The 15,181-nt window shown below is 56.8% G+C and carries 11 protein-coding genes, 1 tRNA gene, 1 rRNA gene, 1 other RNA gene and 1 CRISPR repeat array; of the genes, 7 read left to right on the top strand and 7 right to left on the bottom strand.

What is annotated here, in order from left to right:
- Together rrf and DTI93_RS07820 are read left to right on the top strand one after the other, a co-directional pair.
- A 5S ribosomal RNA gene (gene rrf / locus DTI93_RS07825) occupies positions 1-114 on the top strand.
- Between the two features lie 38 nt (positions 115-152).
- Positions 153-229 (top strand) — tRNA-Met (locus DTI93_RS07820).
- A gap of 104 nt (positions 230-333) precedes the next feature.
- A CRISPR array of direct repeats spans positions 334-699; the repeat unit is 36 nt; unit sequence GCCGTGGTTTCCCTACCGATTTGCCTATGGTAGGTT.
- Between the two features lie 57 nt (positions 700-756).
- Here DTI93_RS07820 and cas2 read toward each other — a convergent pair.
- The 5 genes from cas2 to DTI93_RS07795 all read right to left on the bottom strand — a co-directional run bounded on the left by cas2 (position 757) and on the right by DTI93_RS07795 (position 7,272).
- On the bottom strand, positions 757-1,086 hold the full coding sequence (gene cas2 / locus DTI93_RS07815) for a CRISPR-associated endonuclease Cas2 (RefSeq protein WP_043557960.1): 330 nt from the start codon (positions 1,084-1,086) through the stop codon (positions 757-759).
- Positions 1,083-1,982: a type II CRISPR-associated endonuclease Cas1 gene (gene cas1, locus DTI93_RS07810; protein WP_249080192.1), complete on the bottom strand. Its 900-nt coding sequence runs from the start codon at positions 1,980-1,982 to the stop codon at positions 1,083-1,085. Before cas1 ends, cas2 begins: the two co-directional genes overlap by 4 nt.
- Positions 1,940-5,107 (bottom strand): type II CRISPR RNA-guided endonuclease Cas9, encoded by a 3,168-nt coding sequence (cas9, locus tag DTI93_RS07805; protein WP_249080190.1) that lies wholly within the window; start codon positions 5,105-5,107, stop codon positions 1,940-1,942. Before cas9 ends, cas1 begins: the two co-directional genes overlap by 43 nt.
- A gap of 196 nt (positions 5,108-5,303) precedes the next feature.
- On the bottom strand, positions 5,304-6,260 hold the full coding sequence (locus tag DTI93_RS07800) for an N-acetylmuramoyl-L-alanine amidase-like domain-containing protein (RefSeq protein WP_249080188.1): 957 nt from the start codon (positions 6,258-6,260) through the stop codon (positions 5,304-5,306).
- On the bottom strand, positions 6,253-7,272 hold the full coding sequence (locus DTI93_RS07795) for an MBL fold metallo-hydrolase (RefSeq protein WP_249080186.1): 1,020 nt from the start codon (positions 7,270-7,272) through the stop codon (positions 6,253-6,255). Before DTI93_RS07795 ends, DTI93_RS07800 begins: the two co-directional genes overlap by 8 nt.
- A gap of 182 nt (positions 7,273-7,454) precedes the next feature.
- Between DTI93_RS07795 and DTI93_RS07790 the strand changes: the two genes are divergently transcribed.
- Positions 7,455-7,952 carry a DUF3465 domain-containing protein gene (locus DTI93_RS07790; RefSeq protein ID WP_052348922.1) on the top strand — a complete coding sequence of 166 codons (498 nt, stop codon included), beginning with the start codon at positions 7,455-7,457 and terminating at the stop codon, positions 7,950-7,952.
- A gap of 19 nt (positions 7,953-7,971) precedes the next feature.
- On the opposite strand, the gene clpA is transcribed toward DTI93_RS07790, so the two are convergent.
- Together clpA and clpS are read right to left on the bottom strand one after the other, a co-directional pair.
- Complete coding sequence (gene clpA, locus DTI93_RS07785; protein WP_043557965.1) at positions 7,972-10,302, bottom strand: ATP-dependent Clp protease ATP-binding subunit ClpA; 2,331 nt, start codon at positions 10,300-10,302, stop codon at positions 7,972-7,974.
- An 83-nt stretch (positions 10,303-10,385) separates the two neighbouring features.
- Entirely contained in the window at positions 10,386-10,766 is a 381-nt protein-coding gene (clpS, locus tag DTI93_RS07780; protein ID WP_227431527.1) for an ATP-dependent Clp protease adapter ClpS, read from the bottom strand.
- A gap of 318 nt (positions 10,767-11,084) precedes the next feature.
- Here clpS and DTI93_RS07775 point away from each other — a divergent pair, with 318 nt between their 5' ends.
- The 4 genes from DTI93_RS07775 to ffs all read left to right on the top strand — a co-directional run bounded on the left by DTI93_RS07775 (position 11,085) and on the right by ffs (position 15,117).
- Positions 11,085-12,083, top strand: a complete 999-nt coding sequence (locus tag DTI93_RS07775) for a D-alanyl-D-alanine carboxypeptidase family protein (RefSeq protein WP_249080184.1) — start codon at positions 11,085-11,087, stop codon at positions 12,081-12,083.
- 213 nt (positions 12,084-12,296) lie between these two features.
- Complete coding sequence (map, locus tag DTI93_RS07770; RefSeq protein WP_043557966.1) at positions 12,297-13,097, top strand: type I methionyl aminopeptidase; 801 nt, start codon at positions 12,297-12,299, stop codon at positions 13,095-13,097.
- A 29-nt stretch (positions 13,098-13,126) separates the two neighbouring features.
- Positions 13,127-14,950, top strand: a complete 1,824-nt coding sequence (gene ggt / locus DTI93_RS07765) for a gamma-glutamyltransferase (RefSeq protein ID WP_408902108.1) — start codon at positions 13,127-13,129, stop codon at positions 14,948-14,950.
- A 70-nt stretch (positions 14,951-15,020) separates the two neighbouring features.
- Positions 15,021-15,117, top strand: an RNA gene (gene ffs / locus DTI93_RS07760) — signal recognition particle sRNA small type.
- The last annotated feature ends 64 nt before the right edge of the window (positions 15,118-15,181 follow it).

Raw genomic sequence — 15,181 nt, 5'->3', positions numbered from 1 at the left:
CTGGTGGCCATGGCGGAGGATCCATACCCGATCCCATCCCGAACTCGGCCGTTAAAGCCTCCAGCGCCTATGATACTGCTCCTTAAGGAGCGGAAAAGTCGGTCGCCGCCAGGTCCCCTCGCTCACCTACCCCCATAAAAACCACCCACCAACGCGGGGTGGAGCAGCCCGGTAGCTCGTCAGGCTCATAACCTGAAGGTCGTAGGTTCAAATCCTACCCCCGCATCCAAAAATATCCTCCCCCCAAACAAAATACATTGCTCCAAATCGCTTGGATGGTTAGCGATTTGCCTATGGTAGGTTGTCGGCTGTCTCCACAAATCGCTGCAACGTGCCGTGGTTTCCCTACCGATTTGCCTATGGTAGGTTTGCCTATTACGACATGCGCCATGCCGAGGCGCCGTGGTTTCCCTACCGATTTGCCTATGGTAGGTTAGGCTGGAAGTGGCTCAGCAGGCAATGTGCGCCGTGGTTTCCCTACCGATTTGCCTATGGTAGGTTTCGACCACGTCACGCCGCCGATCAACATATGCCGTGGTTTCCCTACCGATTTGCCTATGGTAGGTTGCATCAGAAATTGGCTGTTCACCGCAAAATGCCGTGGTTTCCCTACCGATTTGCCTATGGTAGGTTAATTTTGGTTGCTGTAGCAGGACCTATCGGGCCGTGGTTTCCCTACCGATTTGCCTATGGTAGGTTAGCTCTTGCGTAACAGATTGATGTTGCATGATTTTTCATTGTTTTTACGATCGAAAATCATAGCAACACCATCTGTTTCGTGCCTATTCCTTCGGTTTTTTTGGCAAGGCCGAGCATAATCTCCATCCTTCCATATTGTTTGTCCGTTACTTGCAAAGCTCGGACGCTTCCTTCTTTAGGGAGGGCGGTCCGAACCCGGCGTAAATGTTTATCGAGACTGTCTTGTCCCCGTCCGACACGAACATAGACGGAATATTGTAGCATGATGAATCCATCATCACGTAGGAAATTACGAAACTGCGCTGCCTGCCGTCTTTGAATTTTGGTGCGGACGGGGAGGTCGAAAAAGATTATTAGCCACAAGAATCGGGTCTCCTCTGCTTTCATGAGCTACCCCCAGCGATGCAGACAGGCAGGCGCAGCAAGGCAGCACTGTTATGTTCAAGGGCTTTAACCAGGTTAGAGGCAACAATTTCAGTCGCTGCAAGAATAGTCATGGTTTCTTGGCCTATCAGAACAGATTGTGACAGGATGCCAACCATGAACTGGCGGTCCTCAAGACTGGCTGAAGCAGTGGCTGGTTCCGGATGGTATTGGGCTACCATCTGGTCCACGAAGGGGCGGAAAGGTTCTATGAGATCATCAACAAGATTGAAGGCGTTGGTGCGAGATGCATGATGCACTCCTAGTGAAGGGATAAGTCCTGCAGCAACGCAGGCACGTGCCAAGGCTGCACGAAGGATGGCATAGCCATAATTTAAAAGGCCATTGCGCTTATCAGCTTCGTTGGCGCGAGTGAAGTTGAGAAAAAGCCGGGACCAGTAAAAGCGGGCGGCTTGTGCCTCGATGTTAGCCTTATCGCCTGAGGTCACGAGGTCTATCATGTTTTGCAACCTTTTGGCCTCACTATGCCTTTGCATGTTCAGAACGGCCGCTTGATTGTTGATCTTGGTAGTGACGAGCAGCTGCCAAAGTCGTTTACGGAGTGGCAAAGAAGCGGATATCTGAAACTGTATGATGTCTGCTTGTGCATAGTGTTGGTGGAAGGGGAGGAGAAGTCCGGCTGGGTGGTGTCTGGCATCCGGTACGATCAAGACGATGCCCTGCACGGCAAGCGTGGAAAGCAGGGCACCAGAAAGAGTGATCTGTGGCGTGTCGAGTACGCAGCAGGCTATGTCCTCTAATGGCAGGGTGATGGTGTCATCATCCTGCACAATAAGCATTTGTCCGTCTTTTAGCTTCAATCGTGCTGGTCGGGAGATGTGCACGCAACGCCATGCCATGTTCGTGTCTCCTGTTTAACGGGGGATAATTCGCCGAAGCGATTAACGGAAAATTTTTGGATATGCTCCTGAGTTTTTATACCGATGCCTTTTTGTAACGGTGCAGCACCGGTTGAAAGGGCCAGAGTAATATAAGCTCTTGACCGGTGACAGCCGCAGAAATAGCCTTCTATGACAGTACCCTTTTTAAAAAGACGCACATAACTGCAGGGATAGAGACTAAACTGGAATTGAGCTTCCGCCCCCATGATAGGCCAGTCTGCTTCGGACTTACCCGCAACGACAGCTTTATTAGGGGGAGCTGGCCATTGGGAACGATTCATGATCTGGTGGGGATATATGGGGATCATGTACCATTCTGGCTTCCCCTTTTTCCCGATGACTTTGAAGATATCAACCCGTGTCATGTCACCTCTCTTCGCCATGCCCCCTCGGACAGGAACAGCTGGTGTAATTATGGTAGCAAGGCGTACTTTGCGTATTTCATGGCCTGCTGCGCTCTGGTGGCACGGGGTTCTTGGTGGCTTGTCTGCTGGTTTCCCAGCTTCAATCCACTGGCGGAGGGAGGCGATAAGACCGGCATTGCGGTCTGGGTCTTTGATTTTGGCAAGATCAGCTAAGGTTAGGGCGCTGACGGCTTTGCGTTCATAGATGACCGGGCCTGTTTCTTCTTCCCGGACCTGTCGGATCGTGGCTTCGTGGCCTTGACCACGGGCCCGCTGGCGTTCGGGACGGGCGACGAAAATGGTCTCGTATTTTTCTTTTAACTGATCCCGGAATCCGTCCCATGGTGGGGCAACATCCCGCATGGGGCGGGATAGGCCTTTCTGCTCACATTCCTGAAAAGACTTCGTGAGTTTCTGGATTTCCGCTTCGCTGACAGCAGCCACAATGGCGGCATCCAGTGCATGATGACGGTTATCATGGAGGCGTTCCCCACCGATCTTTTTGAGGGATTCAACACCCCAAGCATGACGGAGAGCAGCTGTTAGAGCCCCAGGACGGGTGAACACCCGCCTTGTTCCCCCTTTTTCGCCGCGCTGTCCGGCGGGATATAGCAGGCGTGCCGCCTCGACCATCAGGCGGGCTGCATAGCGTGTATCATTGAGATTGCGGCTACGGAAACGTTCCTCTATCTCTTTGCTGCCTTTAAGAAGGAAATTGCGCTTTTTCAGGCCCTTGGTGTTTTTACGGCTTTCCACATCGGCGACAAATTTGTCCCATTGTTCCTTCTGGGCCGTGGTTCCCTGGCCATGAATCCACTCATAGGGTGTCTGGTTTTTTTTGGCTTGATTTTCTTTTGCGAGACAAAGCCCTTTATTGCTGTAACTGTCATCCCCAAAACGAGACCAAGGCAGGATATGATCAATCTGAATCCGATTATCCTGTGCCATGAGCATGTCCGGTGTAATGGACTTGCCCGAATAACAGCAGCGGCCTCCCTGTTCTTTCCAGAGGCGGTACCGTAGGAGGATATCTGAAGAAACCTCCTTCAAGTTCAGTAGTTCACAGGCTTCTTCACGCTCTCTGGCACGCTGTTTGGCCGTGGTTTTGAGGTTACGCTCAATTTCCTTACGTTTTTCAAGGCTGTTACCTACATCACGAGCCAGTTCAATACAGATGGCCCCCGGTAGGCCCCAGCGGTTTCGCATGGCCCAGAGCTGTTTCATCCCTTCACTCAAGGCTTTTCTGGCGATGGGGTTGGCAATACTGTCCCGGACCTCAGCCATGAGAGCGTTAAATTTGGCTTTTGTATCGATTGTTGCACGGCCGCTGAATCGGGATGCAGCGTGATCATATCCCGCCTTCTGGCAGGCTTTGTCGTACGTTAGACCCTGCTGAAGGTAGGGGATAAGAGCCCGTACGGCTTTGTCGGAGAGGGAGGAGGCCCCTTTGAATTTTGCAAATGGACTTTTGTCACTTTTCAGAGCATCGCAGATGAGTTCGTAGGCTTCGACAGGAAGGCCGATTTCGCCCAGTTTCTTTATGATAGTTTCCGTTAGTTCATGGAAACTGATGATCCATGCAGCGTTATCAAGCCATTCAGGATGTGGCAGTAACTGCCGCCATAACGATTCTCCTAGTACGGAACGGAACGTTGCCGTGCCTGCAAATGTCTCTCCTGTCCGGCTTGTGATGTCTTGTTTTTCTTGCTCTGGTGGTATGGTGGTGAAGTGTTGATCATCCCGTAGACCGATGAGCTTACGGATGGCGGCGGCTGTCAGTTTGCGTGTTTTACCTGCGTGCTCGTAGGCAAGGCGTAGCTCTTCTTCTGTCAGAGGGCGTTCTTCTGGGCCATCGGTAACACGGAGATTGATAAGGCGGCAGAGAAGACGAAACCGCTCGAAGGACGGTGAGAATCGGGATGAACGTTTTTCTTTCGGCTCGAAAGGGCAGGAGGCTACCAGTACGCCGCTGTCCTGCATGGGGTTCTGCCAAAAGGCGATGCGGGTAAAAGCTTCCTCAATTTCGGTACTGGCAACGGGGTTGCCTAGCTTACGTTGCCTATCAAAGAGGATTTTTGCCTCATCGATGAGGTCATCCCGGCTTATTGTACGGTCAAAGAGACCATCCCGGTTGCGCCGCCGCTGTACATAGGCGGAATCACGGGCGAACATTTCGCCGATTGTGCGATATTGGGCTGATAGCTCTTTGGTTTTTTCAAGCGCGGCCAACATTTTACTGTCGTCAGGCGAGGCATTACTTTTGACACGTTTCGCAGAGGATTTGAAGCCTCGATGTTTGGCAATATGAGCCAAAGCCACGGCAAATTCTTCGGGAGTCAGTTGGTGATCAAGGCCCCGTTCCCTCATTTCCCATGGGTCAATGGCAGGTTGGCGGAGAGCATCTGGTCGGTCATTATCGATCAGGCCATGCCGAGCAAAGAGACGGCGTATCTCAGTCATCCGGTTGCGGCGACGGCGGACGACACGGCGGAGAAGGCGGCTGGAGCGTCTGATCTGATTGGTGGGTGTGCGTTCTGTCTTTGTTTCGGGGGCATCAAAGCACCAGCTTCCAAGGGCTTCTATGTGTCCTGTTGTGTCTGAGTGCTTGAGTACGGCCCAGCCACATGAGCTGATTCCAACATCAAGACCGAATAGGAGGGATTCGGAGATAGGTGTCATAAAATGTTTTCCTTCATGTCTATTGACATCATTTGAGTATTATTTTTAATATCGAGTCTAGGCAAATCGGTTGGGAAACCACGGTAACATGGTTTTCCATGCGAAGGATTACCTCCCCCTCGTTTACGAGGGGGAGGGATTCCCTTATTAGCTATATTTATCAATATATTATGATTGTGTTGTGTCTCGCTATTGCCTAGCGGGGGCGATATATGATGGCCCCTCGGCGCTCTTGTAAGTAGTGGTCAAGGGGGGTGTCCATGACATAGCGATGTTCGGGAAGGGAAGAGGCGTTGCGGAAGAGCAGGGTTCTACCGTGCCAAATTGCTAGCCCGATATGGAAGACATCTAACCCTGCCAATGGGCTATAAATACCGATAACATCGCCCGTTTTTACAATCTTGCGAACACCACCGGTTTGTAAATCATCAAGCAATGGTCGTGTTGGCAGGTAGGTGATGAGGCGTTTCTTCAGTGGAATACCCGGCACATAACGGTCTTGGGTCTTTTCATGCCCGTTATCTGGATTGTTGGAAGAAGAGAGTTTCAGGTTCAGTGTTTTCTCAACCCGCTGTGCATACGAAAATTTCGGGCTCAGATCACGGCAGAGAACAGGCGCCCCATGTAGCCAGTCACTCAGGAAGTGCCGCCGTTCCCTAAAGCTGACATGATGGTGGCTGTATCGTGTGGCGATTAGTGCATGGATGAACTGTTCCACAGTAAGGCTCATGCTGGCAGCCAGAACAATTTCCACGAATGTCATGCAGTTTACACCCCGCCACGAAAGAACAAGCTCTTCTGGTGTGGTGGCAGAGCCAATGAGCGGCTGGGCCAGATAGGGCGTGCCCTTCATGAATTGTGAGATCAGGACGATGCGCTCCTGCCGTGATTTGTGCGGAGCTATGCTGACAAGTTGGGTAATCTGCTGACGTGTTGTGTCTGAGAGCGTACTGAGAGCGGGCGCATCAGATGGCGGGGCGGCAGCAGGTGCGTGCTCATGACCATGAGGCAGATGCCGTTGTTTAGTCCGTGCATGATGATGTCCATCTCCTCTTGCGAGAGATGGACCGGAAAAAGCGAGACCTCCCAAACCGAGGCCGGTGAGGAAGGTCCGTCTTTTCATTTGGTTGTTGGAACGATACCCGTCAGACAAGATAGCGTGCGCTCTGCTCTGCCATCATGAAATGGATACCAATATCATTGCCGTCTTGCAGTTCCCGATAAAGATGCTGCACTGGGTTGCTGCCTTCATGGAATGTTTCTTTTACATGGCTAACAAGAACACGCAGCCCCCGGATATGGTGACGCCCGCCGCAAATATGTCCCAGGTCCCGCAGAGTTTGTAGCAGGTCTTTAGGGCGAAGCTGGCCACAGAGGGCGTTTTCTGGCTGTGCATCCGGATAGGTTACGCCCATGATGATGGTGTGCAGCTTTTTCTCTCGTAGCAGAGGCGCAATAGCCTTCCAAAGTTTTTGGAGGTTCTGTGGGCCATCTGGTTGATCTGCTTGCGTATCACCCAGATAGAGAATGGCCCGTCCATGGTGCTGAATGAGGAAGGCCGTGGAAGTCGTGCTGGCATGGCTGAGAGGCCAAGCCGTGATTTCCAGCCCGCTGCCTTCAATGTTCTGGCTTTCCCCTGCTTCCATATCTTTATAGCTGTATTTTCCGATGCGGGGTTCTGGCCCTTTATCCCCCATGGCACCCCAAATACGGCCATTGAAAAGATGTTCAGCTAGAAGGGCGTTTGTTTCTGGCAAAGCATAGATGGGTTTGGGCGTATCTTCGGGAGAGGAAAGAACCAGCCCAGCCACGTGGTCGAGATGGGCATGGCTGATGAGATAGGCCCGGACCGTCTGTTTCAGCACATGACCGGCCCGGCCAAGGGCGGAATCGGGCATGATGGGAATGTCATTCAGGACACCTCGGGCCTCGGCCCGTTTCAGCCCGTGCCCCAGAGTGCCTGCATCGCAGATGACGGCCTCATTCGTGCCCAGAGGGCGGATCAGGTAGGAGGACAGATTGCCATCTGCAACACCACTCCGCACACCGAGGGCCACGATCTCGAAAACCGGGTTGCTGTCAGCAAAGGTGACAGGCGTTTCCCCAGCTCCAGCCCGGTTGGTTTTCAGTCGGTCACGGAGCGTTTTCAGGTGATGTAGAGGCATGGTTTTTCCCTCCCTGACGGTAAGGTGGTGGTGGAACGCCCGGCCACGAATATGGTTGAGCCGTTAAGGGGTCATCCGGTAATGAATGGGCATCATGTCTGGCAATTGTTCCAGTAATGATGAAACATTCCAAGGATACTCCTGCCTCGCCCGTGGGGGAAGGGGGAGGAAAAGGAGAAGATATGCGGTTTTTTCATCCCGTCATGATGAGGGCAGGCATGCTTGCGGCTCTGGCTGGTGTGATGGCCCTGAGCCATCCGGCAAAGGCAGAAGCCACCATGCCGGCACAGTGTGACAATGCCCGGTTTGTAAAGGATCAGGCAGGATACGCCCAGCAGTTTGCCCATCGGCAGGTGCCCTATGGCCAGCATCTGGACTTGCCGGAACATGTTTGCGGGAATGTGGTGAAAGTCTATCGGGCCCGCCGTAGCCGGAGCGGTATGCATGGCTATTTTCTGATGTCCGTTGCCGGAGGCCAGCCCATTCGTGTGGTATCCAACCTTGATGAGATGAAAGCACCATCATGGCCGTGGGTGAAGGTTGGGGATCAGGTCGAAGTACAGGGGCGGTATTATTATGATGGCCCCAGTCGGCAGGGGCTAGATTGGACCCATCACGGCACGGGCCGTCACTGGCCGTGGCCGGGCTATGTCAGCGTGAACGGTCAGCGTTACGATTGAAGACCAACCCACCCCGGTGTCAGGCCGGGGTGAGTGTTCCTGCCCGTTTGCGGCCCTTTCTGTCTGATGGTGCCGCAGGCGCAGCGGAGATGGTGAAGGTCAGCTGGCCATCACGTGCCCCGATTTTGACGGTTCCCCCATCTGTCAGCCTGCCAAAGAGAATTTCCTCGGCCAATGGTTTCTTGATGTGGTTCTGGATCAGGCGGCCCAGCGGGCGGGCTCCATTCGTCCGGTCGTAACCCCGTTCAGCCAGCCATGCCCGGGCACCGGCGGTGAGGTGTAGGGAGACGTTTTTGGCCGCTAGCATGGTGGTCAGCTGGGCAAGGAATTTCTCTACGACGTGGGCCACCACAGCGGGTGTCAGCGGGGCGAAGGGGATGATGGCATCCAGCCGGTTACGGAATTCGGGTGAGAAAAGCCGCTTGATGGCTTCCTCGTCATCACCGGAGCGGGCAGTGCGTGCAAAGCCGATGGCTTCTTTGGAAAGATCACTGGCTCCGGCATTGCTGGTCATGATGAGGATGACATTGCGGAAATCCACCGTCTTGCCGGTATTGTCTGTCAGCTTGCCATGATCCATGACCTGAAGCAGGATGTTGAAAAGGTCTGGGTGGGCTTTTTCAATTTCATCCAGAAGCAGGACGGCATGGGGTGTCTGGTCTATGGCGCTGGTCAGGAGGCCTCCCTGTTCAAAGCCTACATAGCCGGGCGGCGTACCGATCAGCCGGGAAATGGAATGGGCCTCCATATATTCTGACATGTCGAAACGGATCAGTCTGATCCCCAGGGATTGGGCGAGCTGCCGTGCTGCCTCCGTCTTGCCAACACCTGTTGGACCGGAGAAGAGATAGCTGCCAATGGTTTTTTCCGTATCCCGCAGCCCGGCCCGGGAGAGCATGACGGCTGAGGAGAGGGCATCCAGTGCTTCATCCTGGCCGAAGACGGCCTTGCGGAGGTCGGCGGGCAGATGGCGGATGGAAGTCCTGTCATCTGCGGAGAGATGACGGGGCGGGATATGGGCGATGCGTGCCACAGTTGCTTCGATGTCTCGAACACCAACCGTGCGGCGTCTGCGGCTGCTGGGCAGGAGGCGGCAGGCGGCGCCGGCCTCATCGATGATGTCGATGGCTTTGTCAGGCAGTTTCCGGTCATGGATGTATCGGACCGACAGCTCCACAGCACTGCGGATGGCCGGGTCTGTGAAACGGATGTCGTGATGCTCCTCATACCGTTCCTTCAGGCCCCGCAGGATGCGGATCGTGTCGGTCTGTGAGGGTTCGGTGACATCAATCTTCTGGAAACGCCGTGTCAGGGCGTGGTCCTTCTCGAAATGCTGCCGGTATTCCTGATAGGTGGTGGAGCCGATGCAATGCAGCTTCCCGGTTGCCAGAGCCGGCTTGAGCAGGTTGGAGGCATCCATGGAGCCATTGGTCGTGGCGCCCGCCCCGATGAGCATGTGGATTTCATCAATGAAGAGCAGGCTGCCCGGCTTCTGCTCCAGTTCGCTCATGATGGTCTTCAGGCGTTCTTCAAAATCGCCACGGTAGCGTGTACCGGCCAGCAGGGCACCGAGGTCCAGGCTGTACAGGCGGGCATCAGCCAGGATGGCGGGCACCTGGCCTTTCACGATTCTCTGGGCCAGCCCTTCGGCAATGGCGGTCTTGCCAACACCGGGATCACCAACCAGCAGGGGGTTGTTCTTCGTCCGGCGGCAGAGGATCTGGACAACCCGCTCCACTTCCTTTTCCCGACCGATGAGCGGGTCGATTCCATCACGGCGGGCTCGCTCGTTGAGGTCCGTGCAGTAGGTCTGGAGGGCCTCTTTCTGGTCGGCCTCGGCAGGTTCGCTGTTTTCCCCACCATCCTTGCGGGAGGCCCTGGTCCTGCGGCCGGTCTGGCCAGTCTGCGGCGGGATGTCTGCCACGTCGTCATGCCGCATGGCATGGATGGCATTCAGCCGTGTCAGGCCCCGCTGCTGGAGGAAGAAAACGGCGTGACTTTCTTTCTCGGCGAACATGGAGACCAGTACATGGGCTCCTGTCATGATGGCCTGGCCTGCACTCTGGATATGGACTGCCGCCCGCTGGATCACCCTCTGGAAGGCGGCTGTCGGCTGGGGGGCATCGTCCAGCTCGGGGCGGATGATGGCCTGCTGCTCATGCAGGAGAAAATGGTCGACATCCTGCCGGAGCAGCTCAAGGTCGATCCGGCATGCTGAAAAGATCGCCATGGCATCACGGTCATCACAGAGAGCAAAGAGGAGATGTTCCAGTGTGATGAATTCGTGGTGATTCTGACCCGCAAGGAGGAGCGCACGCTGAAGCGTCTGTTCAAGTGTGGAGGACAACATAGGCGCTCCTTGTGCCATGAAGGAATGTCAGAATGATGAAGCGGCGGTACAGAAATCTGTCAGGATATCAAGTGGCGATGGCCTCAGGCTTTCTCAAGGGTGCACTGGAGAGGGTGCTGGTTCTTCTGGGCAAGGTCCATGACCTGTCCGACCTTCGTTTCTGCAATTTCATAGGTGAAAATCCCGCAGACTCCGCTGCCCCGGTTGTGGACCTCCAGCATGATAGCCTGTGCTTCTGCGGGGGATTTGTCAAAGAACTGTTCCAGCACGAACACCACGAAATCCATGGGGGTGTAGTCATCATTCAGCAGGATGACATTGTACATGGAGGGGTAGGCGATATCCGTCTTGCGGGATGTCAGTGTGTCTTCCCGGGCAGCGTGGACAGGCAGGGCCATGCCGGTATCGTCTATGGCAGAGGCCATGGGAAGCCCATATGTCATGGCATGTGGCCTGTGCTGCATGGGGGACGCTCCTGAACTGGTTGGTAAATATGACTTATTTCTTGTATCAGGAAAATGCACGAAGGGCATGGTGTGATGCTCTGACGGGATGGCGTTGGCCCCATCATGATACAGAGGCATATGGCGTTTTTCTGCCGGTCATGCTGCCTGCTGCCTTTCTGGTTCATAACAGGGTTGTGGTGAAAACGTTTTTTCAACTTTATGGGCCGGGAGGATATCTGGCATGTCTGGTGGAAAAATCTGGACATTCTCAGGTACTGAAGACTAGAGTTGCACGGTTTTTATGGATTCCAGACAAACTGGGGATGATTCCTTCTGATGCGCCCGTTTTTCAGTCGTACCCTGTTTTCGTGTGTGGTCGCCCTGGCTGCTTTCTCCGGTACGGCACGGGCGCAGTTTGCCGGACATGTATCGTCCCTGGTCATTGATGCCCGGACAGGAGCCGTCCTGTCCGAGTCGGATGCCGACCTCCAGCGTTATCCCGCTTCCCTGACAAAGATGATGACGCTGTACATGACCTTCCAGGCACTGGAGCGGGGCAGCATCACCCTTCAGGACAGCATGCCGGTTTCCATCCATGCCTCCATGCAGGCCCCATCGAAACTGGGTATGCGCCCGGGGACGCATCTGGCGGTGGAGCAGGCCATTCTGGCCCTTGTCACCAAGTCTGCCAATGATGCGGCCTGCGTGCTGGGCGAGTACTTGGGGGGTGGGGATGAGACCCGCTTCGCCGCACTGATGACCTATCAGGCCCGGCGGCTCGGCATGGCCCATACGACATTTCGCAATGCCTCCGGCCTGCCCGACCCGGATCAGGTCACCACGGCCCGGGACCTGTCCGTGCTGGCACGGGCCCTGATGCGGGATTTCCCCCAGTATTATCATTATTTCGGCGTGCGTGAATTCCCGTTCCGCCGTCACATGATCCCCAACCACGACCCGCTCCTTGGGGTGTATCAGGGGGCAGATGGTTTCAAGACCGGTTATACCGATCTGGCAGGGCACAATCTTGTCAGCTCTGCCCAGCAGGGGCAGGTGCGGCTGATTGGCGTCGTGCTGGGGGCTTCCAGCAATGAAAGCCGGAACCAGACAATGATTTCCCTGCTGGATGATGGTTTTTCCGCTTCCGGGCAGGCCCCGCTGCCGCTGCTCAAGCAGCCGGGTCATTATTACGTCCTGGCCCGGCATGGTGGCAGCCGGGTGGCGCACCGTTCCCATCTGCGGCGGGGAGTCGTGCTGGTCACTTACCGGTCTCACGGCGCTCCACGGGGGCTGCATCATTCATGGGCCTCACGCCGGGGGCATCATCGCTCCTGAGGCTACAGCCGGAAGCCCCTCCGCCCCCATGGCCGGAGGGGCTTTTTTCTGGCTGGCAGGCTGTTCCGCTTCCGGCAGCTGAGGGGCGGTCACTTGGCCGTGTCTGAGAGGGTCTTGCACTGGGGCAGGGCAGGGCGCATTCTGCGGGCAGTTCCGACATCATGGTCGAGCCGACAGCACATCACAGAACAAGAACAGGGATTACGATACTTCATGTCTTCTCAGGACGGGCGCAGCATCCAGCATTACACGACGGACGATTTCAGGCATCTCAAGGCAGCCGGGCAGCTGGCCGCCGCCACGCTGGACATGATCACCGAGCATGTACGTCCCGGCATCACGACAGGTGAGCTGGACAGGATTGTACATGAATACACGCTGGAGCATGGCGCAACGCCAGCCCCGCTCAACTATCACGGTTTCCCGAAATCCTGCTGCATTTCCCTCAATCATGTTGTCTGCCACGGGATTCCCGGTGACAGACGCCTTCAGGAGGGGGACATCCTCAATATTGACGTCACTTCCATCCTGAATGGCTGGTATGGCGACACGTCCCGCATGTATGTCGTGGGCAAGCCGCCCCGCAAGGCCGAGAAGCTCATCGACCTGACCTATCAGGCTCTCATGCTGGGGATTGAGCAGGTGCGGCCCGGGGCCACGCTGGGCGATATCGGTCATGCCATCCAGAGCTTTGCGGAGAAGCACCGCCTTGGCGTGGTGCGGGATTTCTGCGGGCATGGCATTGGCCGCAACTTCCATGAGGCGCCAAGCGTCCTGCATTATGGTAGGCCCGGCCAGGGTACGATACTGAAAGCGGGCATGGTCTTCACCATCGAGCCGATGCTCAATCTTGGCCGCCCGGACGTGAAGGTGCTGGCTGATGACTGGACGGCCGTGACACGGGATCGCTCCCTGTCCGCCCAGTTCGAGCATCAGCTGGGTGTGACGGAAGACGGGTATGAAATCTTCACCCTGTCGCCCCGTGGTTATACGAAACCGCCTTACGCCCTCTGAAATCTGTTTCGTGGACAAGGAAGCCCGTCATGATGGCATTGCGTAAACTGGCTGCCCGGCTGGCTCTGGGGAGCATGGTGCTGGGCAGCGTGGCCCTGTCCCAGGCCGAAACGCTGAGTGCAGCACATGACCCGCTGGCCTATGGGCCGGATACCACCCGCCCCGGCACGCTGGTGAAGGGGGAGACGGGCATGGTCGTCTCTGCCCAGCATCTGGCCTCCGAGGCAGGGGCACGGATTCTGCGTGAGGGCGGCAATGCCGCCGATGCTGCCGTGGCCGTCGGCTATGCGCTGGCCGTGGTCTATCCAGCGGCGGGCAATCTGGGCGGTGGCGGCTTCATGACACTGCGCCCCCCGCATGGTCCTGCGGTATTCATCGACTTCCGGGAACATGCACCCCTGCGTTCCCGGCCTGCCATGTATCTGGATGAAGAAGGCCGGGTGAAACCGGGTCTTTCCACGGTGGGCTGGAAGGCCGTGGCCGTACCGGGGACGGTCGCCGGGCTGGAGGCCGTGCGGAAACGCTGGGGACGGCTGAGCCGGGCGAAGGACATGGCCCCGGCCATCGCCCTGGCCCGGGACGGTTTCGTTCTGGAGGAAGGTGACGTGGAGCTTCTGCACACGTCCACCGACTATTTCCGGCAGGATGAGTATGCCCGTAGCATTTTTCTGCGGCCTGACGGGACGGAGCTGGCCGTGGGGGACAGGCTGGTCCAGCCCGGTCTGGCCCGGTCGCTGGAACTGATCGCCAGGGATGGCAGGGACGCCTTTTATCGTGGCCCCATAGCCTCGGAAATCCTCCGGGCCTCCCGTCTGGGTGGCGGGTTCCTGACGGAAGCGGATTTTCGTGCCTATAAGCCACGCTTCATGGAGCCGGTCACCTGCCAGTATCGTGGCTATCAGATCGAGACGGCACCTCCGCCAAGCGGTGGTGGTGTGGCCCTGTGCGAGGTGCTGAACATTCTGTCCGGGTATGACATGGGTCGCCTTGGCCTGCACAGTGCGCCTGCCGTCCAGCTGGAGCTGGAGGCCATGCGTCATGCCTATTCCGACAGGCGGGACCTTGGTGATCCGGCCTTTGTCGTCAATCCGGTTTCCTATTTCCTCAACCCCACTTACGCCGGGCAGATACGGGCCGCATTGCCCAGGGACAGGGCCGTGCCATCCGATACGCTTCAGGTCGGGCGTCCGGCCCCCGGCAGGAGCGTGCCGACTTCCGGCCCGGCCGTGGAGAAGCACGAGACGACCCATTTTTCCACGATCGATTCCCATGGCATGGCGGTGTCCACCACCTATACGCTCAATGGCTGGTTTGGAGCGGGCGTCATGGGGGGGCGCACCGGCATCTGGATGAATGACGAGATGGACGATTTCTCCATCAAGCCGGGAGAGCCGAACATGTTCGGCATTGTCGGTTCTGTGGCCAATGCCATTGCGCCGGGCAAGACGCCCCTGTCATCCATGTCCCCGACGATCGTGAGCCGGAACGGGCATGTCGTGATGGTCACAGGTAGCCCCGGTGGCTCCCGCATTCCTACCATCGTGCTGTCCAGCCTGCTGGGCGTGGTGGATTATGGGCTGGACCTGGCACAGGCGGTCGATCTGCCCCGCCTGCATGAGCAGTGGAAGCCCGATGATGTGGAGATGGAGACGGGTGCCTTGAGTCCGGACGTGCAGAAGACGCTGGAACAGGAAGGGTACCATTTCATCCCCCATCGTCCGTGGGGCATCACGGAGGCGATTCTGGTCGGGGGGCCCCGGCTGGATGGTCAGGACCCGGCCCGGAAGGGGATCGGCCCGTTCTATGGCGTGGCGGACCCCCGGCATCCCGGTGGTGCGGCTGTCGCCCCCTGAAAGGGCATGGGGTGTGGTGGAAAGTAAGGGCTTGCCTGCCCCCCCTGTTCCTGTGCTAGAAGCCCGCTTGGGAGATCGGCCCCGGGCGGCTGACCTGCGAACCCGGTCAGGCCCGGAAGGGAGCAGCCGTAGTGGGCTCGTGTCGGGTCGGGTGTCCGGTCTCCTCCGATTGCCGTGCAGGCCCGTGTGCCTCCGGGGCGTCCTTTCCAGACGATGAAAGCTGTGGGAGGC

The sequence above is a fragment of the Parasaccharibacter sp. TMW 2.1884 genome (assembly GCF_023337695.1).
GTDB lineage: Bacteria > Pseudomonadota > Alphaproteobacteria > Acetobacterales > Acetobacteraceae > Bombella > Bombella apis.
The sequence above is the reverse complement of the archived record's forward strand: the minus strand, read 5'-3'. Positions and strand labels throughout refer to the sequence as shown.

What these genes read in the sequence shown, in the direction of transcription:
- cas2 (WP_043557960.1), bottom strand. Translation starts at nt 1,086, where the DNA reads ATGAAAGCAGAGGAGACCCGATTCTTGTGGCTAATAATCTTTTTCGAC.
- cas1 (WP_249080192.1), bottom strand. Translation starts at nt 1,982, where the DNA reads ATGGCATGGCGTTGCGTGCACATCTCCCGACCAGCACGATTGAAGCTA.
- cas9 (WP_249080190.1), bottom strand. Translation starts at nt 5,107, where the DNA reads ATGACACCTATCTCCGAATCCCTCCTATTCGGTCTTGATGTTGGAATC.
- DTI93_RS07795 (WP_249080186.1), bottom strand. Translation starts at nt 7,272, where the DNA reads ATGCCTCTACATCACCTGAAAACGCTCCGTGACCGACTGAAAACCAAC.
- DTI93_RS07790 (WP_052348922.1), top strand. Translation starts at nt 7,455, where the DNA reads ATGCGGTTTTTTCATCCCGTCATGATGAGGGCAGGCATGCTTGCGGCT.
- clpA (WP_043557965.1), bottom strand. Translation starts at nt 10,302, where the DNA reads ATGTTGTCCTCCACACTTGAACAGACGCTTCAGCGTGCGCTCCTCCTT.
- clpS (WP_227431527.1), bottom strand. Translation starts at nt 10,766, where the DNA reads ATGCAGCACAGGCCACATGCCATGACATATGGGCTTCCCATGGCCTCT.
- DTI93_RS07775 (WP_249080184.1), top strand. Translation starts at nt 11,085, where the DNA reads ATGCGCCCGTTTTTCAGTCGTACCCTGTTTTCGTGTGTGGTCGCCCTG.
- map (WP_043557966.1), top strand. Translation starts at nt 12,297, where the DNA reads ATGTCTTCTCAGGACGGGCGCAGCATCCAGCATTACACGACGGACGAT.
- ggt (WP_408902108.1), top strand. Translation starts at nt 13,127, where the DNA reads ATGATGGCATTGCGTAAACTGGCTGCCCGGCTGGCTCTGGGGAGCATG.